Source organism: Pelosinus baikalensis (assembly GCF_020819555.1).
GTDB classification, from domain to species: domain Bacteria; phylum Bacillota; class Negativicutes; order DSM-13327; family DSM-13327; genus Pelosinus; species Pelosinus baikalensis.
The window spans coordinates 15,410-40,980 of sequence record NZ_JAJHJB010000041.1 but is presented as its reverse complement, the minus strand read 5'-3'; the positions used below and the strand labels follow the sequence as shown (position 1 = coordinate 40,980).

At 40.8% G+C, this 25,571-nt stretch carries 22 protein-coding genes and 3 riboswitches; of the genes, 4 read left to right on the top strand and 18 right to left on the bottom strand.

All coding sequences use genetic code 11. The features are described 5' to 3' along the window. From LMF89_RS20960 to LMF89_RS20910, 11 genes are all read right to left on the bottom strand, one after another. Positions 1–4,162 (bottom strand): two-partner secretion domain-containing protein (locus LMF89_RS20960; protein WP_229536782.1); only part of this gene is annotated, 4,162 nt, incomplete at its 3' end. 59 nt (positions 4,163–4,221) lie between these two features. After that, positions 4,222–5,964 (bottom strand): ShlB/FhaC/HecB family hemolysin secretion/activation protein, encoded by a 1,743-nt coding sequence (locus LMF89_RS20955; protein ID WP_229536781.1) that lies wholly within the window; start codon positions 5,962–5,964, stop codon positions 4,222–4,224. 287 nt (positions 5,965–6,251) lie between these two features. Further along, a complete protein-coding gene (locus LMF89_RS20950; protein ID WP_229536780.1) occupies positions 6,252–6,887 on the bottom strand; it encodes a P-loop NTPase family protein in 636 nt (211 codons plus the stop codon). 51 nt (positions 6,888–6,938) lie between these two features. Then, positions 6,939–7,127, bottom strand: a complete 189-nt coding sequence (locus LMF89_RS20945) for a hypothetical protein (RefSeq protein WP_229536779.1) — start codon at positions 7,125–7,127, stop codon at positions 6,939–6,941. 309 nt (positions 7,128–7,436) lie between these two features. Further along, a complete protein-coding gene (locus LMF89_RS20940) occupies positions 7,437–7,955 on the bottom strand; it encodes a GNAT family N-acetyltransferase (RefSeq protein ID WP_229536778.1) in 519 nt (172 codons plus the stop codon). A gap of 36 nt (positions 7,956–7,991) precedes the next feature. Then, a complete protein-coding gene (locus LMF89_RS20935) occupies positions 7,992–8,798 on the bottom strand; it encodes an ABC transporter ATP-binding protein (protein WP_229536777.1) in 807 nt (268 codons plus the stop codon). After that, positions 8,776–9,627 carry an ATP-binding cassette domain-containing protein gene (locus LMF89_RS20930; protein ID WP_229536776.1) on the bottom strand — a complete coding sequence of 284 codons (852 nt, stop codon included), beginning with the start codon at positions 9,625–9,627 and terminating at the stop codon, positions 8,776–8,778. Before LMF89_RS20930 ends, LMF89_RS20935 begins: the two co-directional genes overlap by 23 nt. Continuing rightward, complete coding sequence (gene nikC, locus LMF89_RS20925; RefSeq protein WP_229536775.1) at positions 9,605–10,438, bottom strand: nickel transporter permease; 834 nt, start codon at positions 10,436–10,438, stop codon at positions 9,605–9,607. Before nikC ends, LMF89_RS20930 begins: the two co-directional genes overlap by 23 nt. Further along, the gene (gene nikB, locus LMF89_RS20920) at positions 10,435–11,424 is read right to left on the bottom strand and encodes a nickel ABC transporter permease (RefSeq protein ID WP_229536774.1); all 990 of its coding nucleotides are present in this window, start codon (positions 11,422–11,424) and stop codon (positions 10,435–10,437) included. The genes nikC and nikB overlap by 4 nt, the downstream gene beginning before the upstream one ends. Beyond that, entirely contained in the window at positions 11,372–12,922 is a 1,551-nt protein-coding gene (locus tag LMF89_RS20915) for an ABC transporter substrate-binding protein (protein WP_229536773.1), read from the bottom strand. Before LMF89_RS20915 ends, nikB begins: the two co-directional genes overlap by 53 nt. 119 nt (positions 12,923–13,041) lie before the next feature. Continuing rightward, positions 13,042–13,222: riboswitch (cobalamin riboswitch) on the bottom strand. Between the two features lie 142 nt (positions 13,223–13,364). Then, the gene (locus LMF89_RS20910; protein ID WP_007936964.1) at positions 13,365–13,625 is read right to left on the bottom strand and encodes an STAS domain-containing protein; all 261 of its coding nucleotides are present in this window, start codon (positions 13,623–13,625) and stop codon (positions 13,365–13,367) included. A 292-nt stretch (positions 13,626–13,917) separates the two neighbouring features. Here LMF89_RS20910 and LMF89_RS20905 point away from each other — a divergent pair, with 292 nt between their 5' ends. Genes LMF89_RS20905 through LMF89_RS20895 form a run of 3 tightly spaced genes read left to right on the top strand, consistent with a single transcriptional unit; the run spans position 13,918 to position 16,389 of the window. Next, positions 13,918–14,163 carry a FeoA family protein gene (locus tag LMF89_RS20905; RefSeq protein ID WP_007955951.1) on the top strand — a complete coding sequence of 82 codons (246 nt, stop codon included), beginning with the start codon at positions 13,918–13,920 and terminating at the stop codon, positions 14,161–14,163. A 46-nt stretch (positions 14,164–14,209) separates the two neighbouring features. After that, positions 14,210–14,989: a FeoB small GTPase domain-containing protein gene (locus LMF89_RS20900; protein WP_229536772.1), complete on the top strand. Its 780-nt coding sequence runs from the start codon at positions 14,210–14,212 to the stop codon at positions 14,987–14,989. Next, positions 14,986–16,389 carry a nucleoside recognition domain-containing protein gene (locus tag LMF89_RS20895; RefSeq protein WP_229536771.1) on the top strand — a complete coding sequence of 468 codons (1,404 nt, stop codon included), beginning with the start codon at positions 14,986–14,988 and terminating at the stop codon, positions 16,387–16,389. Before LMF89_RS20900 ends, LMF89_RS20895 begins: the two co-directional genes overlap by 4 nt. A 92-nt stretch (positions 16,390–16,481) precedes the next feature. Here LMF89_RS20895 and LMF89_RS25935 read toward each other — a convergent pair whose 3' ends face one another. Both LMF89_RS25935 and LMF89_RS20890 read right to left on the bottom strand, forming a co-directional pair. Next, the gene (locus tag LMF89_RS25935) at positions 16,482–16,607 is read right to left on the bottom strand and encodes a hypothetical protein (protein ID WP_255711563.1); all 126 of its coding nucleotides are present in this window, start codon (positions 16,605–16,607) and stop codon (positions 16,482–16,484) included. Further along, positions 16,604–17,032, bottom strand: coding sequence for a metal-dependent transcriptional regulator (locus tag LMF89_RS20890; RefSeq protein WP_229536770.1), 429 nt, complete (start codon positions 17,030–17,032; stop codon positions 16,604–16,606). The genes LMF89_RS25935 and LMF89_RS20890 overlap by 4 nt, the downstream gene beginning before the upstream one ends. Before the next feature lie 170 nt (positions 17,033–17,202). Further along, positions 17,203–17,289: riboswitch (cyclic di-GMP riboswitch) on the top strand. A 120-nt stretch (positions 17,290–17,409) separates the two neighbouring features. On the opposite strand from LMF89_RS20890, the gene LMF89_RS20885 reads away from it, so the two are divergent. Beyond that, the gene (locus LMF89_RS20885) at positions 17,410–18,477 is read left to right on the top strand and encodes an HD-GYP domain-containing protein (RefSeq protein ID WP_229536769.1); all 1,068 of its coding nucleotides are present in this window, start codon (positions 17,410–17,412) and stop codon (positions 18,475–18,477) included. Positions 18,478–18,544: 67 nt separating this feature from the next. On the opposite strand, the gene LMF89_RS20880 is transcribed toward LMF89_RS20885, so the two are convergent. The 5 genes from LMF89_RS20880 to larAH10 all read right to left on the bottom strand — a co-directional run bounded on the left by LMF89_RS20880 (position 18,545) and on the right by larAH10 (position 25,564). Continuing rightward, complete coding sequence (locus LMF89_RS20880) at positions 18,545–19,447, bottom strand: phosphate acyltransferase (RefSeq protein WP_229536768.1); 903 nt, start codon at positions 19,445–19,447, stop codon at positions 18,545–18,547. 44 nt (positions 19,448–19,491) lie between these two features. Further along, positions 19,492–20,580, bottom strand: coding sequence for a butyrate kinase (gene buk / locus LMF89_RS20875; RefSeq protein WP_229536767.1), 1,089 nt, complete (start codon positions 20,578–20,580; stop codon positions 19,492–19,494). 327 nt (positions 20,581–20,907) lie between these two features. Continuing rightward, complete coding sequence (locus LMF89_RS20870; protein WP_007955963.1) at positions 20,908–22,191, bottom strand: diaminopimelate decarboxylase family protein; 1,284 nt, start codon at positions 22,189–22,191, stop codon at positions 20,908–20,910. Between the two features lie 146 nt (positions 22,192–22,337). Next, positions 22,338–22,510, bottom strand: a riboswitch (Lysine riboswitch). Positions 22,511–22,590: 80 nt separating this feature from the next. Next, positions 22,591–23,976: a class II fumarate hydratase gene (gene fumC / locus LMF89_RS20865; protein ID WP_229536766.1), complete on the bottom strand. Its 1,386-nt coding sequence runs from the start codon at positions 23,974–23,976 to the stop codon at positions 22,591–22,593. Positions 23,977–24,268: 292 nt separating this feature from the next. Beyond that, positions 24,269–25,564: an NPN-dependent 2-hydroxyacid racemase, LarAH10 family gene (gene larAH10 / locus LMF89_RS20860; RefSeq protein ID WP_229536765.1), complete on the bottom strand. Its 1,296-nt coding sequence runs from the start codon at positions 25,562–25,564 to the stop codon at positions 24,269–24,271. Positions 25,565–25,571: the final 7 nt, after the last annotated feature.

Genomic DNA, 25,571 nt, shown 5'->3' with positions numbered 1-25,571 from the left:
TCTGTATTTCTTGACTGGTAGTTACTTTCATATTGCTCGTCCCGAGACTCACAATACGCCCTTTCTGGTTATTCAGAGATTGAGCGGTAACGATTAAACTTTTACTGGCTTCGATTGACCCTTGTTCGTTATTTACAGCACCCTGGGCGCTAAGAAGGGTGTCGCCGCTGCTAGTGATTAAGCCTTGACGGTTATCAATTGCGTCTCGGGAAGTAATATCCATATTTTTTGCAGATAGGATTCCTCTAGTGTTGTCAACTTTCTGCGCGATAAGGTGCAGCTGCCCATTAGTAGCCAGCTTACCATCATCATTAGTTACATTGGTAATAGTTTCTACTACTAAATTTCCTGTGCCAGCATGCTCTAGTTTTCCCTGGCTATTAATCAGGGAATTGGCTTTGATTTGAATGGCTTCCCCATTGGTGAATACTTCACCGCCAGTATTGTCTATGCTGGTGTTAGCCGTGAGTGTCGTAATCCCTGACCCAATTTGAGCCAGGCTGCCACCTTGGTTACTAATTGCATCTGCCGTAAGAGTTAGCTGACCAGCCTTGATTTCTCCTTTTACCTGGTTTGCATCTTGGTCATTACGAATGGTTCCGCTGGCAATTGCCGTCAGCGTACCAGCGGTCTGCAAGGAAGCACCCGTATTGTTAATATCTCCGGCTACGGCAGTGAGTTCTGCACTGCTGCCAGCATAGGTCGTGCTGCCAGAAAGATCGATTGCACCTGCTTTCACCTTGAGATTACCAGCTGCCAGATTTTTGCCATGAGTCGTCACTTTATCTGTAGCCGTAATCGTCAGGTCACCACTGCTGCCCACCGTTCCATTGGTTTGAATCCCAGCACCGAGAATACCCGCAGAAGTTACGGTCTCAGCCGTCATACTGGTATTCTGTCCGGAAAGGATGGCACCGGAATTTTGCAGGGTGCCAACGGTTGTAAGGGCGGTATTGCCTGCAGCATATAGTTCACTGTAATTAGTAAGGCCATCTTGGGCATTTACCTGGATACTCCCATTTGCCGAAGTGCTGCCTGACAGGAGTACTTTACCTGTACTAGTTAGTGTTAGATCACCGCCGCTGGCAATGGTCCCATCATCTTTCACATCGGCAGCTGCAAGATTGCTGTCTATCCCCTTTGTTACGGCAATGGTCAAATCGCCCTGCGCCGTAATTTGACCACCTTGGTTGCTTAAATCTTGTGCAGTAATATCAACTTTCCCATTGCTGCTGATATTTCCAGACTGATTTTGAATACCTTGGCTGATTTTCACCTGCATTCTACTAGCATCCAAATTGGCAATTAGCCCGCTTTGGTTATTTAAGCTTTGAACGTTGATACCCATACCTTTCTTGGCTTCTATGGTACCTTGCTCATTATTCATGTTACCTTGGGCAGCAATATTTACTGCATCACTACCTTTAATCGTTCCTTGGCTGTTTATAATATCTGCCTGAGTGATAATATTGACTTGTTTTTGGCCAATGATCTCGCCTTTTGTATTGTCAAGATTTTTGGCATCTACTTGTAGTTTCCCATTTGTCGCCAGTGTGCCTTTATCATTTTGTATATTACCTATCGTTTGTACTGACAGTGCACCTGTTCCTGCATGTTGTATCTTTCCTTGACTATTCGTTAGGGAATCGGCTTTTATTTGCAATAAATCAGCGTTGGTGGCTATTATACCATTTCTATTATCAATATTTTCCAAAGCGCTAAGAATAGTTACTTCTTTCCCTAATTGAGACATGGTACCATTACGATTGCTAATCCCTTTCCCTACAAGGCTTAAGTTTTCAGTATAAATGGTACCATTGTCATTATAAATAATTCCCTTGGCAGTCGCCGCTAAATTTTTGCCGATTTGTAATGTGGCTCTGTTATGATCTATGTCCCCTGTCGTAGCGGTCAGAATTCCATTGCCGCCTGCAATCGTTTTGCTACCTGCCAAAGTAAGGGCACTCCCCGTTATCGTTAAATCTTTTGCTGCTACATTTTGCCCTTGAGTAGTTATGGTGCCACCAGCGTGAATCGTCAAGTCACCATCCTTACCCAGTTTTCCATCTTGTTGTATCCCAGCACCGATTGTGCCACTCGATTTAATGCTCTGGGCAGTTATATTCATATTCTGGGCAGTAATCAAATTAGCGGAGTTTTCTAGTACGCTTTGCGTCCAAATATCGGTTTTACCTTGTCCATACAAGCTACTGTAATTGCTGAGACCATCTCGTGCGTGTATTTGGATGTCGCCGTTAGCTGAGGTAGTACCTGACAGAAGCATTTTCCCCGTACTGGTAAGTAGTAAGTCACCACCACTAACGATAGATCCTGTATCATGTACATCGCTACTTTTTAAGTTACTATCAATTCCATTAGTTGCCGTAATTGTAAGATTATCTTGAGCGGTAATTCTTCCAGCTTGATTGCTTAGGGTTTGGGTAGTCATATTGACCTTTTTTTGCCCTATGATCTGGCCGTTTGCATTATTAAGATTTTGTGCTGAAAGCTGCAATTGTCCGTTTGTTGCCATTTTACCAGCATCGTTCTGTATATCTCCTGCCATTTCTAATGACAGTTCGCCTGTTCCTGCGTGCTGAATCTGCCCTTGACTATTTTGTAGAGAATTAGATTTTATCTGCAGTGAATCACCGTTGGTGGCTATTATGCCAGCCGTGTTATCCACACCTTCTGCAGCTTTAATGGTTGTTGTCTCTTTCCCTAGTTGCGTTATGGCACCGGAACGGTTACTAAGCGAATGGGCTATAAGGCTTAGTTTTTTAGCTTCAACATTAGCAGTATCATTATGAATGGCTCCTTGAGCAGTGACACTCAAATCTCCATTCACTTGTAATGATCCCTTGGTATGGTCCATATCACCTATGACAGCCGTCAAATTGGCGTTACCATTGGCAAGTGTCTTACTGTTTGCAAGGCTAAGAGTACTGCCTGTTATGTTTAAGTCACCTGCGGCTAAATTTTGGCCATTCATTGCTATGGTCCCTGCAGCATTGACTGTAAGGTTACCCGCAGTACCCACGGTACCATCATTTTTTATCCCAGCACCAACGATACCAATTGATTGTACGTTTTGCGCTGTAATGTTGGTACTCTGTCTAGCGGTCAAGATACCGGAATTATGTAAAGTACCGGACGTAGTAATATCGACATTTCCTTGCGCATATAATGCCTTCTGATTGGTAACATCCTCAGCAGCCGCTACCTGTATGTTGCCTGTTGCTGAAGTATTGGCAAGCAATAATTTACCAGCGCTGGTGATGGTTATATCCCCAGCTTGGGCTGCTATGGTACCTGTACTATTGACTCCTAATCCTTTTTCCGTGCCCACCATGTAGATTTTCTGGGCGTACATTCCACCTAGTTGTCCTACGTCTATGGCTACCTGGGGACTAGCAACATCACTGTCAAAGGTTTTGGTATCCATTGTTTTATAGTCTACTTTATTGCTCCCAGTAACCACGTTGAGATTCTTTGCCCATACTTGTGCATTTATGGCTACGCTGCGACTAATCAAATCCACCTGATCTACATTAGCAGCATTCATTCCTGTCCCTTGAATGGAAATCTGCCCGCCACTTACACGAAAGGCATCAAGGCTTCCGCTGCCACCAAAAACAGGAGTACCGGTAGTCAATACAGCGCGATTTGTATTGATAAAACCAAAACCGTCACCATAGATGCCATTGGGATTGGCAATGATGATATCCGCTTTTTGTCCAGCTACTTCGGTATAGCCGCGTAAGTAGCTGGGATCTTTGCTGGTGACTTCATTTAGAATAATTCGAGCAGATGGACCATGTCCAATAAAAGGATTACCCGTAATATACCCGGCTAACTGGGTTTGGGTAATGATTCCTGAATTATTGAGTATTAAGCCTCGCGAATCAACATTAAATTGTTGATACTGATTGCGAGATATCCCTGCAGCAGAGGGCTGGGTTATCTGCACTATGGGTAATCCATTGGCAGAAGTCTCCACAAGAGGTCTATTTCCTCCTGCTGCTTTTGAATCAGCAACCACTTCTGCCGCTGCGGTCATAGGCTGAGTGGCCATTAGTAGGAGCATAATCCAAGCTACTAGCTTCTTACGCCAAATAGACTGGTTAATTAATGAAAAATAGGCTGAGTTGGATGATATCATGGTAGAACCTCCTTAAGTATCATGAAAAAATACTATGGATTTATTTTTCAGATCTACTATTAAATCTGATAACTAAGCTGAAATCCGAGAGAAAAAGGACTGGTTTGGTACCCTTCTGGTTTATAAAGAGGCCAGCTGGTGAAAATATCATAATATATACCTCCTTCATTGCCACGGATACCAAGAGCTGCCCCAGCCAATTTCTTTCCTAGAAGCCACTGGGTTCCAGAGCCGCTTACTTGTCCATAGTCAAGTCCTATATAGGCTTCTTTTCCTTGGGCTACGGGCATGCTCCATTCATTGCGTATGTAAAATCCTTTTTCGGCGAGTAAGGTTTGTTCTCCATCAAAGCCCCGAACGGTGTAGCGGTTACCAATGCTGAAGTAATCCGCCGTATACAGTAAGTCCTTGGTGTATTGCCCGCTAAAGGTAAAAGAATATTTCCCTTCTACATTACCAATTTTCATGGGAGTGGAAACCGTCGTATCTAAGGTCCAGAGTTTATAGCGGGTTGTGAGGTCATTTGCTCCCCCTGTTTCTGGCTGAGCATTAAACCACGGTACGCCCTGTCGATGACCCAACTTTACATCCAGCACTGTTTTCCCAAAGTACTGCCGGTGACTAATACCCATTTCATTAGCGGTAACATTCTTGCGCTGGGACTCAATTTCCGTATCGGCGATAAAACTTTTACTATGCTTCTTTATGATGCCAAATTCCAAACTGGTCTTACTTTGTTGGTCACGATGGATAAGCCGCTGCACGCGAAATTCTGTATTGTCACTCTTTCCCGAAGAGAGAAAGGTTTCGTTGGCTCCTCTTATCGTTTGATGGTAGTTGTAGGAACTGCCGGATAAAGTAAAGGTCCAGTACCCATAGGGCACTGAAAATTGATAGCTGTTTCCCCGAGTACCATATTGGTCCCCTTCTTGCTGGGCATCTTTATTGAAGGATATGTAGAACAGATCATTGAGTCCAAATAAGTTATCAAAAGATAAGGATGTGGATGCTTGGATTTTCCCAGTGGATTTGCTACCAGAATCATCTAAGGAAAAAGTCATCCGAAAAGGATTACTGGATTTCATGGTAATGTTAACATCACTTTCACCAGGATTCTCTCCTGGAGAAATTTGCATATCCGCATCTTGTGAGGGTACTCGTTTGATTTGTTCTAATCCTTGCTCTAGATCACGCAGATTGAGGATATTTCCTGGACGAGTGGGAAAGGCTGTATACCAATTGGCACGGGTATCAGGATTCGTAAAGTGAATATTTCTTATAATGCCAGGAACCAGCATCAGTTTTAAGGTACCGCTTGAGAGATCTTGCTCGGGTATGCCAATGCGTGTCGTGGTATAGCCACGGGCAATTAAGGCATTGGTCAGGCGCTTGACGATGAGATTGATTCCGTCTTTACCAATTTTCTGACCTTGATAGGGAAGCAGCATATCCTCTAGCCAAGAAAACTTTTCAACTCTATCCCCTTCTAGTTTTAGGGTATGAATCAAAAAACTGAGTTCTTCCACTGGCAGCGTTGTTTCTTGTGTCGACTTTACTTCAGGTTGCAAAAACGTGTCTTTGGATTGTTCTCGACTCCGCCTCTCTTGTGCTTCTTGCTGACTGCGGCGACGAAGTTCTTCTTGCTGCATGCGACGGCTGCTTTCCTCTTGCTCTGCAGGAGTGATGGCCTGTACATTACTTAGTCCATAAAAAGATAGGATACAGGTCACAATGATAGTCTTCAGTAGCTTTCGCCTACCACTAGTTGGTAAGCCCTTCGTAAAGAGCTGTAAATCGTGCATGAATAATTCCTCCTGTTTTGCTGGGACGATTTGATTATATTCAGAATGATTGCAAATTCGTTATAATGAATAACTAAGATATGGATAATTGTCCTAGAAATTAGGTCTTATTATAGATCATTTCAACTTCTACCGCCTATATCAAAAGGTATAGATTTCAAAGAAATTTCAAATTTTTCATATACATGAATATTGTATTTCAACGGTTTTTGTAGAAATTTGTCGCAAAAGTAAAATCCCATGACTTTTTGCCTAGTCATGGGATTTTACTTTTGTTTTAAAAAGGCTCAATGTCCTTCAAAGATCTCAATTAAGCTCTTCACTGCCATGGTTGCGGAAATGCGCCCTTCTATCACATCTTGTTCGATTATCGGCTTCTTCTGAATTACTTCGGGATGATTCATAAATAAGGTTTGCAAATATTCTTGCACCATTGATTGTACCCAGCTTAACATTTGCGTCCGACGTCGTCTTTCAAAGATTCCGGATGCTGCAGTTACTTTCTGGAACTTTTCAATCATCCGCCAAACATCTTCCACTCCCTCACCAGTATATGCGGAACAAGTATGTCCTTTGGTAACCCATCCTTCCGTAGCGGGGCGCAAAAAATGCAAGATGCGGTCATAATCTACTTTCGCCATCAAAGCCTTCTGCTTGTTATCACCGTCTGCCTTATTAATTATAATGGCATCCGCTAATTCAATGACTCCTTTTTTCATACCTTGCAGTTCACCTCTTGCTCCAGTAATCATCAGCAAGATGCCAACGGCCGATACTTCGTGCAAACCAATTTTAGATACAAAAAGAGTGTCAACAAACCCGACGATCGTAATTAAAAAATTCTCAATTACAGTCGGTACCGCAAGTGTTAATACAACTTTTACTTTTTTCTTTATATTTGGATTAAGAAGATTCTTAAGCATACTTAGACTCCTGCCTGAGACGAGTAGTAGAAAAGGTACATTACATTGGGCTTAATCCTGCCTGCTTTTAAAGAAAGAATTGATTTTTTTTAAAAGCTTAAGAACTGGATTGATTAGAAGCGGTATAAAGGCCAATGCTATCGGAACATAGTTTGCTAATGTTCTAACCAAGGTGCCAGAGTGAGCATATGCTATTGCCGGTATAACAAGCATTACTATCATCAGTCGAATTACTCTCATCTTTCTACCTCCTTCTAGCTATGAAAATCAATATGAAAACTGCCTAATGTACCTTTTCTCCAAAACATATCTTTCAATAAAAATAGTTAATTTTGGTAGGATCTTTTTTCTTTATTTTATCCCCCCCTGGGGGATATTGCAAGATTTTTGTTAAAACATATAAAACGAATTGAACCACAAAGACGCAAAGGACACAAAGTTTTTTTATTTTTTTGTGCACTCCTTTGTGGTTCAATTCTAGTGTATAAACGTTAAAAAGGTCTGCAAAACTTCTCGTTTTTGCAGACCTTTTTAACGTTTATACACTATTTACTTAGATGCAACTGATTTTTCCATATGAACAATTTGAGCATCTCCCTGTTCTTCAACTACGATGCGAAACCCCTGCTTCTCCCAGAAATGAAAGCCGCCTGGCAAGAATCGGTGTGTGTGCAGATATATGGTTTCATACTCTTTTTCACAACAAAAGGCTTCAACTTCTTTTAGCAGTCTCGATCCAATCCCTTGTCTTCTCAGTGTTTTTTCAATATAACAGCGTCCAATTTCCGCTGTAATATGATGAGAGTAACGTTTTTTCAAGACCTGAATTCGATCATTATATTCACAAGTGGCAATGGTCCCAATCACTCTGTCATCTGATGCAAAGGCTGCCCACATTTGATTACGATCAGGTTCGATATACAATTTTTCTAAGCCCCAAATATCATCCATGATTGCCAATTGCCCTTCCTGAGAAAAAAGATCTTGAAGCTGACCTTGCAAGAAGTTTTGTACAACATAAATATCTTCTTTTACAATTTTTCTGATTATAATATCCTGTGTGCTCAAATGATTTCAATCCTTTCACATTTAAATATAAGCAACTTATTTCACATCAAAAAGTTCCAGCAACTGCTTGGTATAAGGATGCCTCTCTGGTGCAAATAGTTCCTTACGCTGACATAAATCCACCATTTTACCATACTGCATGACCATCAGCCGTTCACTCATAAAGTTAACCGCACTTAAATCATGGGAGATGAAAAGATAAGACAGACCCAATTCCTCTTGCAGGTCTTTTAAGAGATTCAGCACCCTTGCCTGTATAGATACATCAAGACTGGCAGTCGGCTCATCTAAGACTATTAAGGATGGTTCGACACTAATTGCCCGTGCAATAGCGACCCGCTGCTTTTGACCACCACTAAGTTCTGAAGGATAGCTATTCAAATACCTTGCAGGCAAATGAACCTTTTCCAAGAGTTTAGCAGCAATTTCTTCCTCAATATTATTTGTATCGCCTAAAAAGCTAGGGCAGCCTTTATTTTGGCAACGAATCGGCTCCAATAAAGAATCCTTTATCGTCAGCTTGCTATTAAATGATCCCGACGGATTCTGAAATACTACCTGCATTTCCCGGCGGGCATTACGAAGCTCTGAAGTTCCTAATTCATGAAGAGGACGGTTATTTAACCAGATTTCGCCCTTATCCATCCGTTCCAACATTAGAAGGCAGCGAGCCAAAGTGCTTTTACCGCTGCCGCTTTCGCCAACCAGCCCCAGGCATTCTCCCTGCCCAATGGTAAGGGAGATTCCTTTCACGGCTTGATGACCGCCATAGTAAGTTTTCCAGACATCTGTAAGCCTTAACACCTCTGGTCGACCTATATCATGCATTTCTTGTAGCGGCACAAAGAGCACCCCCTTCCAAAAGATCTACCCCTACGATGGGCAGACGCCGTGGTACATTATGAAGGGGTGGCACTGATGTCAGCAAATTGCGAGTATAAATTTCCTGTGGATTTTCAAAAATCTTTCTTTTTTCACCAGATTCGATAATGGAACCATTCTGCATAATAGCAATTCGATCGGCATAACGGCGAACGCAGCGCAAGTCATGGGTAATGAATAGTACTGCACAGCCTTTTTCATTTTTTAGTCGTGCCATCAGATCCAGGACCTTAGCGGCACTTATCGCATCCAGAGCAGTTGTGGGTTCATCCGCAATCAGTAATTTCGGTTCCATCATCATCGCCAGAGCCAAAGCAGCCCGTTGAAGTTGACCACCGCTTAATTGAAAAGGATATCGCCCGTAGGCTTCTGCTCCTTTTAATCCGACTTCATTTAAAGCATCCCAAGCTTTTTTCTGCCGTTCTTCTCTTGTCCAGCCCCTATGGGCCCGCATGACTTCATCTATTTGTTTACCTAATGTAAAGTAAGGAGTAAAAGCGCTCTGATAATCCTGAAAGACATAAGCAATATCCGTACCACGAAGCTCCCGCAATTTCCCTTCGGAGATACTTGCTAAATCTTGACCCAGCATTTGTATTTCCTTAGCTTCTCGCCGCAGTCCGTTTGGCAGCAGTCCTGCTAAAGAAAAGGCACTGATACTTTTACCGCTGCCACTTTCACCGATCAGAGCAAACCATTCGCCAGCGCGGATAGAAAAATCAATACCGTGCACCAAAGGACGGTTATCGGGACAAAAAATTTTTAAATCACGAACATTCAGTAATTCCATCTCGTCCCTCCTCCTGGCGATCTGAACCAATTTTTTCTACTAAACGATTCCCTAGTAGATTCATGACAAATACCACTAAGAATATAGCCATTCCTGGCACAATCATTAAGTAGGATGCCTGTGTAAAATAAGCTCGCCCTTCGTTGAGCATAGAGCCCCATTCAGGATGAGGAGGCTGAACACCAAGACCGATATAAGAAAGGGAAGCTACCAAAAGTATGACCTTGCCGATATCAAGGGTAGCCAAAGCCAACACGGGACCAATCACGTGAGGAATTAAGTGACGTCTAAGAGTAGTATAGCTGCCGGCGCCGCTAATTTTAGCAACTAACAGATAGTCTTTGGATTTTTCTTGAAGAACCACACTGCGTACCAGCCGAGCATACCCCACCCATTTCACAATAAGGATCGCAAACATCAGATTAAAAAATCCCGCACCCAAAAGGCCGCTAATAACAATGGCAACGATATATTCCGGAAAAGCCATGAATGCATCTACCAAACGCATCAACGCCCAATCTACACGTCCACCCAAATAGCCAGCAAAAAGGCCAATGGGTACGCCAACCATAATCGATAGACCCAAAGCCATCAAGCTAATTCCAACAGTCATCTGCCCGCCTGTCAAAATTCGGGATAACTGATCTCTGCCCAATTGGTCTGTCCCTAGCCAATGCTCCGCACTTGGCAATTGAAGTCGCTTGGAAAGATCTACTACATTAGGGTCCATCGGCGCTATCCAAGGTCCAAATAAAATGATTAGCATAAAAATAACAGTCAGCCAAACGCCCCAAGAAGTTTTTTGTATCATTGACGTTCAGCCTCCTTCAAGGAAATTGTAGGATTTAAATAACGATACGATAAATCTACAGCTAAATTAATTAAGAAAATCAAAATGCCAATGGACAGTACAAAGCCCTGAACAATAGCATAATCCCGACGGGTAACGGCTTCAATTGCCAGTTTACCAACGCCAGGAAGTCCAAAAATCACTTCCACTACCACTGATCCGCCCAACAAACTTCCAAAACTAACTCCCAAGATTGTCACAACGGGTATTAGACTGCCTTTCAAAACATGCCGCATAAAAATCACTTTTTCAGAAATGCCCCGAGAACGTGCTGCCCGGATAAAATCCTGGCGGGCACAATCAATTAAGCTATTGCGAAAAATTTTAATAAAGGGAGGCGCAATAGCGATGGCTAAAGAAAGAGAGGGCAAAATAAGCCCTCCATTAGCCATTCCTACTGCCGGCAGTAAGTGGAGACGAACAGAAAATAAATCAATGAGCAGCAGCCCCAGCCAAAAACTCGGAATGGAAGCCCCCATGAGGCAAAAACCAGTAGAGAATTTATCAATCCAACTCCCGGCAAAACGGGAAGATAATGACCCAAAAACGCCAACAAGGACTATTGTCAACAGTAATGAAGTACCAGCCAGCAAAAAAGTGGCAGGAAAAGCGTGGGAAAGTTCTGCAGCAACAGGGCGCCCCGTCATTACGGATTCCCCTAAGTCTAGTTTCAGCAAGTTGCTCATATAGCGAAAATACCTCTGGTAAACGGGATCATTCATACCCATTTCCTGTCTTAAGGCTTCTACCTGTTCTGTGGTCACAGCCACTGTATCCACCCGGAGCAGGGACAATGCCGCATCTCCGGGAGCAACTTGAACAATGGCAAAGCTAACCAATGAGATAATCCATAAAAGGAGAATGCCTTCACTTATCCGTTTCAATAGCCAGTTTTTATTCTGAAACCACATCCAAATCCTTGGTAACCATTTGGAACTCAAATTCATTTGATGGAGTCACCCAGCCTTTCACGTTTTTACGATATGCAGCCGTTTCATATGGGGAAGTTATATAGGCATTATAAGCTCTGTCTTCTATTATCGTAGCAATTGCCTTTGCCGTTTCATTTCGCTTTGCTTTATCGATCGTCTGATTATAGGTGTCCAATAAAGAAATTAATTCTGGTACATTGAGGCGGCCATGATTTTGCATACCTTTCGGTGAAAAAGCAGCATTTAAGAAAAACGCTCCATCTCCTCTGGTAGTAGTCAGCAAAGAGTATGTCACTAAATCCCAATTTCCTTGGGGCAAATATTCATCAATATTCTCAGCTACCTGAATTTCCATTTCAATTCCCACTTGTTTAGCCGTTGCTTGAACAATTTGAGCGATTTGCGGCAATTCGGGACGAGCAATATAGGTAGCCATCCGAAGTTTGATCGGCTGACCATTTCTAAGTACCTTACCATCCTGCACCGTTAAACCAGCAGCCTGAAAATGCTGCAATGCCTTGTCCAAACTGTAGACATGAGGCTTAGGATCAGGAGAGAAAGGATAATTTCCTGGGAAAGGATTGTAGGCTACAACGGCTTCTTTCCCCATAACCTTATCAACTATTTCCTGACGATTAATGAGGGCATCCATTCCTTTGCGGAATTCTTCATTCCCCCATAAATCTTGATTGTTACCAGCATAATTGTAAATTAAATGATACACTCGTTTACCTGGAACACTCTCTACGGTTACCTTGCTATCCTTGCGCAAAGTTTGCAGCGTATCCAGTGCCGGACGATAAATGATATCCGCATCGCCGGATTGCAACGCCAATAGACGAGCATTTGCATCATCATTAAATGTCATAATAACCCGATCCAATTTCGCTATACCATTCCAGTATTTAGGGAATTTTACCAATTCTGCACCTTTAGCAATATCAAAGCTGGCAAACATAAATGCACCCGTTCCAATAGGCGGCTTACCATCTGGCACCATCACATCCATAATCACCGTATTATAATGAACTAATTCCGACGGCAGAGCCGGATATGGATTTTCAGTGGTAATTTTTAAGATATCACCGACTACCTCAATTACAGCAATTTTTAAAGATGCTTTTACGCCAGGATTTACGGAAATAGAGCGCTCTAAGCTAGCCTTAACAGCCTCTGCAGTCAGATCTTTTCCATTATGGAATTTCACTCCCTTACGGATTTTAAACTCCCAATGCTGACCATCGTCAGATTTCCAGCTTTCTGCCAGCCAAGGATAGAGTTCTGTTGTTTTTGGGTCCAATCCAACCAGGGTTTCCATCGCTCCAGAGTTTAAGATAAAACTAAAATGACACCGATGAGGGTCCATCGTATTCGCAGGCCAAACCGTGATAAATTTAAGTACCTTCTCCTTCGCACCACTACTGCTCTTCTTGTCAGAAGAACAGCCAGCCACTGCCATCAGCAAACAGCTGATTAACCCCAAAATAATCCATAAATAAGAACGTTTTTTCATTTTTCTCCGCCTTTCTAGTTATAATAAAAAAACTCTCGGTATAAACCGAGAGTAAAACGCAAGCAGAAAACAATACGAAAATTCGCATAAATCCCATCCCCATCTCTCGCAGGTTATATCGGTGATTTGTTATATAGGCAGTTCTCCTGACTCTGGATCATTGCTCCCCCAAACCTTCCCAAGATATCATCTCAGTGGCACAACATGGGTTTGCTCCTCATTACAGTGGCGGGACCGTGTCGGCATTGAACCGAACTTCCCTATTAAGCCCCGAAGGGCACCTATACCAGCAATATCTAATTGTAATAGTCATTCTCATCGATACTTTACAATAGAATCCTCTCTTTGTCAACTGTTGGTTTTTTTGCAACATATAGATAAATGGAGGAAATCCTTTTAAATCTTTTATCATTAAGCAAGATGTAATTCGATCCGGTATGAATTAAATGGCTAATTTCCCTTTTTCATCTTCAATAATTAATTCTCCACCATGTTTTAGCATCTTTTCACGCACATATTGAAAAACGTGGATACCATCATGATCCAAATGTCCGATATTATTAATATTAACCACAATACGCCGATACCCATACTGCAAATGCTTCAGCATGTTTTGCTCCAGAAAATTAAGATGCTCTACAAATACGTCACCGCTTACATTCATATATACTTGTCGGTTATCAGTTGTTACCCATACAGACATCCCTCTTCCTCCTTTTACAACCTTAAAATAACAAATTCACTTTATTTTCATATGTTTTATGAGCTTACAATCTTATTTTTCTTTTAATATTGATAATCATTATCATTTTAACAATAATTAAAACATCTGTCAAATATTTTAATTCTCAATCAGTGTATGTAACCAAATCTTTTACTGTTCATATACTAAATTAGATTCCCTTACTTATATGTTAGCCGTGGCTAACCATATTTTTTCCTACTAATGTTAGCCCTGGCTAATATTAAACCATTTTGCCAAAGGAGGATTTATAATGAATACTGCATTAACAACAATTCCATTATCAACACTGGGCATAGGATCTGTATGCCAGATCGTATCCCTTAATTTACAAGGCTTGCTGCGCCGCCGCATTCTAGACTTAGGTATGGTACCAGGAACGCCTGTTCAATGTATTCGCAAGAGCCCAACAGGTGACCCTGTAGCCTATATGGTACGTGATACTCTCATTGCTTTACGCAGTGAAGACGCCAGTCAAATTCATGTTAATCCGATGTAATCTGGGCTATAACTATAGCCAACAAATTTAGGGGGGGAGAATGGGAATGAGCAATTCTACGATTGAAGAACATCATAAACTTCTGAGTGAGCATTTTGGAGTTACAACGACTCCTGGGCAATTTACGGTAGCTTTAGCTGGTAATCCAAACGTGGGAAAAAGTACTGTTTTTAATGCGCTAACTGGCTTACATCAGCACACAGGAAATTGGCCTGGGAAAACGGTTGATAATGCCCAAGGAAGTTTTACGTATTTAGATCGTTCTTTTTTAATGATCGACTTACCTGGTACTTATTCGATCTTAGCCCATACAGTAGAAGAGCAAGTTGCCAGAGACTTTATTTGTTTTGGCAAACCGGATGCAACACTAGTAGTATTAGATGCTACTTGCCTTGAACGCAATCTTAATTTGGCGTTGCAAGTCATGGAAATCACACCAAAGATTATTGTTTGCGTCAATCTGATTGATGAAGCAGAAAAGAAAAATATTAAGATCGATATCTCTGCTTTGCAAAAAGATTTAGGTGTACCAGTTGTTGCCACTGCTGCCCGTAATGGAAAAGGTCTCGACATCCTGCGTCAAAAGCTATATGAAATGTCTACAGGACTTTGCACCGTAGCCCCCAGGCAAATTAACTATTCTTCTGAAGTAGAAAATGCCATTCAACAACTTCTACCAAAAGTCTCAAGGTTAATCGGATCGAATCTCAACCCTCGTTGGGTCGCACTGCGGTTATTAGATGGAGATGAAGCGTTTATCAACAGCATCAGTCAATATCTTGATTTTGATCTGCATTCGACACGCTTACAGGAGGTTGCTGTATGAGTGCTGCTATAAAACCTATGATCACCCTAGAGGAAATATGCACTGAGGCGGAAAAAATCCGCCTTAGTAATCCCAACTTAGGTGATAAAATTGTATCTGATATTTATAAAAATGCCGAAATGATAGCAGGGCCAGCCGTAAGTAAAAATTCCACTAATTCATGCAGCTGGGATCATAAACTTGACGATATCTTAACTTCCCGATTATTTGGTTATCCTATCATGTTTACTTTACTTAGCATCATCTTCTGGATTACGATTGCAGGGGCAAACGTTCCTTCGCAAATGATTGCCGACACGCTTTTTGCATTTCAGGATCAGCTTTTAATCTGGTTTGAATTAGCAGGAACCCCCTCTTGGTTAACTGGTATATTAGTCTTAGGTATGTTTCGAAGTCTCGCTTGGGTTATCGCGGTTATGCTGCCACCTATGGCAATCTTCTTTCCCTTGTTCACACTGCTAGAAGATTTAGGATATTTGCCAAGAGTCGCCTTTAATCTTGATAATATGTTTAAGAAATGCCGTGCTTGCGGCAAACAAATTCTCACCATGTGCATGGGGTTTGGCTGTAATGCTGCTGGCGTCGTTTCCTGCCGTATCATTGATTCTCCTCGTGAACGATTAATTGCTGTGCTGACTAACAACTTTGTACCATGCAATGGACGATTTCCTACCTTGATTGCGATCGCCACTATTTTTATGGGCGGCATGGTGGTATCAGAATTACAAACTGCAGTAGCCTCACTAGTAGTAACAAGCTTAGTTGTGTTAGGAATTTTTATAACTTTTACTGTATCTTGGGCTTTATCACACACACTGCTAAAGGGAGAAGCTTCTTCTATGGTCTTAGAGCTGCCTCCTTACCGCAAACCCCAATTAGGCGCTATTTTTTACCGTTCTCTCATTGATCGCACGATCTTCGTCCTAAAACGGGCAATTATCATGGCAGCACCAGCAGGTGCCATTACCTGGCTGCTTGCCAATATTTACATAGGCGAAATAAGCATCATTGGTCATTTAGCAGCTTGGCTGCAGCCTTTTGCTTACGCCATTGGCCTAGACGGTTTTATTCTTTTAGCCTTCATCCTAGGTCTGCCTGCTAATGAAATCGTTATGCCAATTCTTCTCATGTGCTATTTATCAACTGGTCAAATGATGAAATATGGCACCTTAGAGGAATTACGGGATATACTTATCAATAATAACTGGACTTGGTTAACTGCTGTCTGCACAATGCTCTTTTGCCTGCTTCACTGGCCTTGCACCACAACCTTGCTATCCGCTTATAAAGAAACAGGCAGTAAAAAGTGGACCTTTTTGACTTTTCTGATTCCTACTATCATTGCGTTCACGGTATGCTTTTTAGTAGCTCAGTCAGCACGATTGCTCAACTTAGTATAGAGAATGCATGGTCATTACAGACAGAAAGCAGGCTGCTGTGAACTAAATTTAGCAGCCTGCTTTAGTTTTAGTAAGGAGTACTACTCATTATTTCATCTTGCTGACACTGCATATCGATAACGCTTTGCCCTATCTTTACGAGTAAAGTCAGCAATTGTCCCATCGAATGATTGTTGGTGGGCTGCACTAATTTTAGCAATGTTAGAATAGTTAATCATTCCTCTTCCTTCTCTTCTTGATTCATCACGTGCTCTAAAAAAATATTATAACATTCAGTATGATTTTGCATAAATTTTACGAGCAATTGAATCGATTTGATCGTTTGTTTAGAAAGATAATGCTCCATAGCCTCTGCTTCTGCTGCTATATCACAATCAGCACAAATCAAAGTGAGAAATTCCTGCAATATCTTATTTCTCTCGACTAAGAAGTTTCCCGTTTTTTTTCCTTTATCAGTCAGATCAATAATACCGTAGCGTTGATAATTTATATATTGTCCAGCTTTTAATTTGCGTAACGCTTTACTTACAGAGGGCAGCGATACATTCAATTTTCGGCTTATATCGGTAACCCGCACAATATCATTATATAAAGAAAAGCGATATAATTCTTCTAAATAATCTTCCAAACTGGGTGATAGCATAACAGCCGCCTCCCGTACGTTAGAAACCCACTATTTACTTCTATGATGATATCGTAAAAAATATACCAATCTCTAAAATTATTTTTATTTTTCTTCAAATTACGACATAATTCGCCCTTTTCATGTGGTATTATTTTGTTTTAATACTACAATTATTCTTATTTTCTTAAATTATATATTGGCAAACTTACTGAAAGGTAAGGACGCAAAGCTATAGGGTCTAAGGATTTACAATCTATGATCGCCACGCTGCATATGATGAAAAGCTTAACTGCCTCATATCTGCGGTTAAGTTTTTTTTGTGTGATTTCTCTCCCTCGTATATACTAGGTAAAGCATGTATTACTGATTTTTTTGAAAATAAAGGAGCTCTCATTTTGCGACAGATTAGGTTAACGGAAGTACACCCAGGTATGATATTAGCACGAAACCTTTACAGCAGAAAAGGACATATCTTGCTTGCTTCAGGAGTCAGGCTAACGGAAGTCTATCTTCACAAGTTACGAAGGTTGAAAGTAAAAACGCTCTTTATTCACGACGAAAGATATGCAGATATCGCGATTCCAGAATATTTATCTATAGAAACTCAGCAACGAGCCTTCTCTATATTAAGTTCCACTATGGAAAAAATTCATAATAAAGAAGCCTTTGCCATAGACTCCATCAGTTCTATTGCCTCTGATATCGTTGAAGAATTAATTATTCAACCCTCCATAAGCATCCAATTAACTGGAATTGCAACTCATGATGACTATACCTTAGATCACTCCTTAAATTGTGCTATTTATGCTGCTTTATTGGCTCATTCTTGTAGTTTTTCCATTCCCCAAATCAAAGAAATCACCTGTGGTGCCCTACTTCATGATGTCGGCAAAATGAACGTCGATAAAAAAATCATCAATAAACCGGATCGCTTAACGGAAAAAGAATTTGGCATTATTAAGCAGCATCCACAATCTGGATTTAATTTATTGGTAAAAAAACGCTGGGAATTATCAAGCCTTGTTGCTCACATGGCATGGCAGCATCACGAAAAAATAGATGGTACAGGATATCCGCGAGGACTTCAGGGCGAAGAAATTCTAAATTATGCCCGTTTATTGGCAATTACCGACGTGTATGAAGCGATTACAGGGTGCCGTCCATACCGTAAAGCTATGAATTTGGAAGAGGCATATGATATTATTCATTCTGGTTTAGGAACTGCTTTTGACGAGCATTTCGGCAAAATATTCTTATCTAAGATGGCTTTGTATTTTCCAGGAATGGAGGTCTTGCTAAATACAGGGGAAAAGGCTATTGTAGTCTCTTTATTGGAAAATACCCCTCGCCAGCCGATGATCCGTCTTATTGCCTACCCTGATGGAACCGCCTATTCTCCACCTATAGAAATTAACCTAGCAGAAAATGCCCATCTTTCCATTGTAAGCGCATCCCATATCTAACGATATAAATAGAGGGAATCCTTGTGTCCATCAAGGATTCCCTCTATTTATATCGTTTTTTCACATTCTACCCTAACGGCTTGACCAGACAAGCTAAGGCAATGGAATTCATCTTTCCCTCTGGTGTCTCAGATCGTGAAGTCATGACAATGGGGTGTGTTGCCCCTAGGACAATACCTGCCATTTTACTTTTAGCAAAATAAATCAGAGACTTTCCTAATGCATTACCAGTCTCAATATTAGGTACCATGATTAGATCAACATTACCTGCTATTTTACTGTCAATCCCTTTGTACTGGGCTGCTTTCTGACTTACTGCCACATCAAGGGCAATCGGTCCTTCTATCAGACTAGCAGGTAAATCTCCATTGCTTCTCATCTCTACTAAAATCTTAGCATCTAACGTGGCAGGCATTTTTTCATTGACTACTTCATTGGCCGTCAACAATGCTACATTAGGAACCACGATCCCCATTCCATGCAGTGCCAATATTGCATTCACCAAGATCTGCTTCTTTTCAAATAAGGTAGGAGCAATATTCATACCTCCATCAGTAATAAATAAAAGCTTTTTCTGACCGGGAACCTCAAAAGCACCTAAATGACTTAATAGCCTTCCAGTACGCAGTCCTTCCCCTTTATGCAATACTGCTCGCAGAAAATCACTACTATTTACTAATCCCTTCATCAGTACTTGAGCTTGACCGTTCTTTACTAAGGAAACAGCTTGCACTATTGCCTTCCCACTGTTTGCCTCATGCAGAATTGGCGTGTCGACAGATAAGCCAACCTCTTCCATTAAAGGCGCAATGAGAGCAGCATCTCCTACTAAAACAGCCTCGGCAATCCCCGCGTCTTGGGCAAGTTTAACGGCCGCCAAGACTCCTTTGTCCTGTGCTACAGCAACACTAATCCTTATTAGGGAACGAGTTTTAAGTTCAGCCATGATTTCATGATAATTAGAATACAAAGGACAACCTCCTAAAAGACCAATATCAGAACTGTTTATTTCATTTATACTGAATACATCTGTACTTCTTCTTCGCCTCGAATTACTCTTAAAGTTCCAAATGCCAATGCTTCTAATTCTTCTTCCCCTGGTATTACAATTACAGGAGCAATAAACTGCACTCGGCTTTTAATAGCGTTAACAATGGGTTCTGAATGAGCAATTCCCCCAGTGAGAATAATACACTCCACTTGACCTGATAATACCGTAGCCATACCTCCAATTTCTTTTGCTACTTGGTAGGAAAGAGCTTCCAATACTAAGCTAGCCTCCCTATTTCCATGAGCGGCCATAGAAAAAGCTTCCCGAATATCAGCGGTACCAAGATACGCATACATTCCACCTTTATGATTAAGCACTTCTTTTAATTCATCAAAGGTATAGACACCAGAAAAAGCAAGCCTTAAAAACTGTCCTACCGGCAGCCCGCCGCAACGATCGGGTGAAAGAGGTCCTTCCTCTTTCGGATTATTAACATCAATCATTCTTCCCAGTTTGTGAGGTGTTACAGAAATTCCTGTCCCCAAATGAGCCACAATCAGATTCATCTCTTCATATTTTTTGCCTAATTGTTTAGCTACTTTACGAGCTACGGCTTTCGTATTTAAAGCATGAGACAGGCTAATTCTTGGCAAATCAGGTAAACCGGATATCCTTGCCACAGGTTCCATCTCATCCACAGAAACTGGATCTACAATATAGGAAGGAATTTTTAAAAATTCGGCTAACCCATAAGCCATTACAGCACCTAAATTAGAAGCATGTTCACCTCTTTTAGCTTCTCTTAAATCATTCACCATCTCTTGGGTAATTTCATAGGTTCCACCTTTAAGAGGCTTTAATATCCCCCCGCGCGCTGCAACCGCATTAAATGTAGAAAGATCAATCTTTTCTACTGCTAATTGTTGTAAAATAATTCGTAAACGATACTCATACTGATCTAACAATTTCACAAATGGGCTGGTATCATCAGCAAAATGTTCCACAGTCCTTTTGATAAGCAGCGTTTCTCCATCATATACAGCAAATTTTGTAGAAGTTGCTCCAGGGTTAATCACTAAGATTCTCTCTTTTAACAGGCAATTATCAACCATAATTCCCCTCCAGATACTATATAAATATCTCAACATTCAGACTTCTTTCTCACTATTTATTTCCTTATTCTTTCAGAATATCCTGCTTACTAACTATATTCTCTATATATACTTTTTAGAAATTAGAAAAACGCTACGTGCCCTTTTACAACATATAAAACAATCGAACCACAAAGTCGCAAAGGACACAAAGGGCGCATCAACGGCATTGCGTCTTTGTGGTTCATAATATCTTATATTTTTTCACTTACAAAATTTATAAATTCTAGTATATGATGCTAAAATAAAGAGCAGACAGGTATACCTGTCTACTCTAAACATCATTCTTTATTTTTTGGTTGCCGCAGCCAAATTCATTTCACATTTTTCAAAATCCAAAGTCGTAAAGTAATCTTCAATTGTTTCTGCACGACGAATCATCTTAACTGCTCCATCAGCTGTTAACAGCAATTCAGCAGAACGTAATTTACCATTATAATTAAAACCCATTGCATGTCCATGAGCACCTGCATCATGCATCACAACAATGTCACCAATGTCAATACGCGGCAAGTTGCGGTCAATGGCAAATTTATCATTATTCTCACATAAAGAACCTGTCACATCATACACATGATCAAGAGGCAGAGCTTCTTTTCCTGCAACCGTAATATGATGATAGGAACCATACAAGCCAGGGCGCATCAAGTTTGCCATACATGCATCAAGTCCTACATAATTTTTATAAATCTCTTTTTTATGAAGCACAGTAGAAACCAGATATCCATAAGGGCCTGTAACCATTCTGCCACATTCCATGGTGATTTTTAAAGGATGCAGTCCATTAGCCACAATCTTTTCTTCATAAACTTTACGTACACCTTGACTGACAGCATCTAGATCTACAGCCTGCTGTTCAGGACGATAAGGAATGCCAATCCCACCACCCAAATCAATCATCTCAATGCGAATCCCTAGTTTTTGATATACTTCAACTACCAAATCAAACATCATTGCTGCCGTAGCCACAAAACTGTCAGGATTTAACTCGTTGGAAATTACCATGGTATGCAAAGCAAAGCGTTTTACCCCTTTACTTTGGATGATTTTATATGCCTCAAAAATTTGTTTTCTGGTTAAGCCATATTTGGCTTCTTCCGGATAACCGATAATATCGTTTCCGCCTTCCAGCAAAGGACCTGGATTATAGCGAAAAGAAATTAATTCAGGTAAGCCTACATGTTTTTCTAAATATTCAATATGGCTAATATCATCAAGATTAATAATAGCTCCTAAGTCTTTGGCTGCCTGATACTCTTCGGCAGGAGTATCATTAGACGAAAAAATAATGTCTTCTCCCACAATTTTAGATTGCTTGGATAAAATGAGTTCGGGTAAAGAACTGCAATCAGCACCAACGCCTTCTTCCTGCAGTATTTTTAAGATATGTGGATTAGGAGTAGCCTTTACAGCAAAATACTCTTTAAATCCTGGTGCCCAGGAAAAAGCCGCTAGTAATTTGCGGACATTATTCCGAATCGCCTGTTCATCATAAATATGAAAAGGAGTCGGATAATGCGCAATGATTTCCTCAAGCTCAAGCTTAGTAAATGGTAATGTTTTTTCTGCCATAGTAATATTTTCCCTCCTGAATTGTTATTATAGAATCTAAAACTTCTCCTCATCGTTATGAAGCAAGCCTCTATTAAAAAGTAAAGCGGCCTGCGGAAAACTATTCCGCAAACCGCCATAAGAATTTAAATTATCTCACAACCAGCAATGCAGATAGCACTCCATCCAAACTTGGATGACAGTCTTGCACTTATTCAATACAAAACCAATAAACGGGTCTTGCCAAACCCTTCTACTTCGGCGGATATTCCTTTTTGCATCTTTCATCGCTGGCAACTCTAGATACATATTCTTAATATACCGCGCCTCTATCTTATCTCTATTTATCTTGTTATTTTTATAAGTATAGACTAATCTAGTTTGTCATGTCAACTCTTATTCTATTCTTTTATTCATTTTCTACCTTGGTTTGACCAAAATAGCTGGATTCATATATAAGTCATATTGTTCGGCACTGACTTCTCCAGTATCCAAAGCAGATTCTTTTAATGTAATACCTTCTTTTGCAGCTCTTTTTGCAATCTGTGCTGCTTTATCATAGCCAATAAGGGGTACTAAACCAGTAATGAGAATTAATGATTGGTGTAAATAAAAATCAATAACATCCTCCTTCGGCTGTATGCCAATGGCACAATTTTCGTTAAAGGAATGTATCCCATCAGCTAATAAGTTAATCGATTGCAATAAATTATACACAAGTACAGGCATAAATACATTCAATTGAAAATTTCCCTGACTAGCAGCAAAAGAAATCGTTGTATCATTGCCAAACACTTGCGCCACAACCATGGTCAAAGCCTCTGATTGGGTAGGGTTTACTTTCGCTGGCATGATAGAGCTGCCCGGTTCATTCTCAGGTATTTTAATCTCGCCTATACCGCAGCGTGGACCACTTGCCAGCCAGCGAACATCATTGGCAATTTTCATTAAGTCTGCAGCTAAGGCTTTGATGATGCCATGAACTGCCACGACTTCATCCTTACTCGTCAAAGCATGAAATTTATTTGGTGCAGTATGAAACTGCTTTTCTGTTAGCTTAGTAATTTCTGCAGCAATTAACTCACCAAACCCGACTGGAGAATTAATACCTGTACCGACAGCAGTCCCTCCCATTGCCAAATCGCGCATGAAATTAATACCAATAGTTAGCATTTCTTCATTTCTTTCCAGCATCCGTACCCAGCCGCTTATCTCTTGCCCAAAAGTAAGGGGAGTCGCATCCATCAGATGGGTTCGACCAATTTTAATGATATGATTATACTCCTCTGACTTTTGCTGTAAAGTTTGTTTCAACGCTGCAATTGCCGGCAGCAATTTATCAATGACTAAACTAACACCAGCAACGTGAATAGCGGTAGGGAAAATATCATTAGAACTTTGGGATTTATTTACGTGATCATTGGGATGAACAACTACTGTTTTCCCATTTTCCGTTAATAATTGATTTGCTCGATGAGCAATTACTTCATTCACATTCATATTAAACTGTGTACCACTGCCTGTCTGCCACACAGACAAAGGGAAATTTCCATCCAATTTTCCTGCCAGCACTTCATCGCACGCCGCTACAATAGCATGAGTTCGCTCCTCATCCAATATATTCAGCCTATGATTTACTATAGCAGCGGCTTTCTTCAAAGTAGCAAATACGCCAACTAATTCATAAGGAATCTTTTCTATGCCGATACGAAAATTTTCAAAACTACGCTGGGTTTGTGCTCCCCACAATTTATCCTTTGGTACACGTATTTCCCCCATTGAATCCTTCTCAATACGATATTCCATACAAAAACCCTCCTCATTATCGATTGAATCTGCTTTTGCTGTAATCCAGACTAATACGTAAGAGATAATAAACCATTACTCTATCTCTTCCCCATTAACAGTAGCAATCCTGCTGCTAATATTAGCTTTTGACAAAAAGAATTAAAGCTATTTGAACCACAAAGACGCAAAGGACACAAAGGGTTCTATTTATATTCTCATGCTCCCTTTTTTGTCTATTATAAATATAGACAAAAAAGAGAGTTTATAATCCCACCAATTATAAACTCCCTTCCTCTATTTATCTTTCGTATCAAGCACTTTCGATTGGTACTGTGTTGGCTCCATGAGCCATGACGGTGATCGTGTATTCTTTCTTGTCTATTATTTTTTCAGCCATGATGATTGCCTCATCCAAACTGGCAGCAGTCAGCATGCCTGCTTTTTCAAAAAAGCCCTTATTCTGGGGCAATGAAACAACAATATGAGGAACTTCCTTTGCCATATATCCCAGTTTTAATGCAATGAAGCCTGGAACGGTAAAACCTTTTCGTAAAGCCAATTCTCGCTCATACAGAGAATCATAGTTAAACCAACCACTAAAATCAGGCGGCTCCATAATATCACGGCATTCCAGCAGTAAAATCACTACACCTGTGGATTTTACCGCCATGAAGGAGTTTCCAATGGTTTTCGACCCCTGATACAGATTGATGTCTTTCGGGAATCCTCCAGCAGAAGCAATGACCAAGTCAGTTTTTCCGCTTATGGGAACACCAAATATCTCATTAGCCGTTTTGCAACCTTGGAGCCAAGCTTCATACCAATGACCGGCAACAAAAGAGGCAAACTGACCTTCTGGTGTAAACACTGCATTTAATAAAAAGGCTGGTTTAAGTAATTCTGCCATTTCCAGCATATCTGCATGCATAGGGTTATTTTCCAATTTGCCAACAGTACATTCTGGACTTACCCCCTCTCCAACTACTGCATGAAGACATAAACTATGATTTTCCTGAATCGTGCTATAAGAGGAGATCCCTGGCATGATGGCTTTACGTCCACCACCAAAGCCAGCCATTAGATGGTGAACAATGCCACCCGTTAAAATGACTTTATCGGCGTTTACTACGTGCTTATTCAAGTGGACATCTTTTCCCCGTGAAGTTTGACCCACATAAACAAATTCATCCGTTTCTGGCGCATGACTTTGTAGGATCGCTATACGTTTCACAATTTCCTGACCAAAAGTCAGTATATTTTCCTCATGAGTATGATGGCGATGGGCGCCAAGTGCAACAATAAGGGAAATATCTTCATCAGGTATACCAACTTTATTCAGTTCATTCAGCAACGTAGGTAAAAACAAGTCATGACGTACCCATTGACGAGTTATATCACTAGCAACGATGACCACTTTATCACCTTGCTGTATTACATTCTTTAGAGGTGGAGTACCAATTGGATTGTTCAGTACCTCACGAACAGCAGCTTCTACATCTAAAATTGCTTTCGCTGGTTTACCTTCCACAACATTCACAACGCGTTCTTCCGGCAAAGCTACTTTAATTTCACTATCACCAAAACCAAATGAAAATTCTTTTAACATCTAGCAT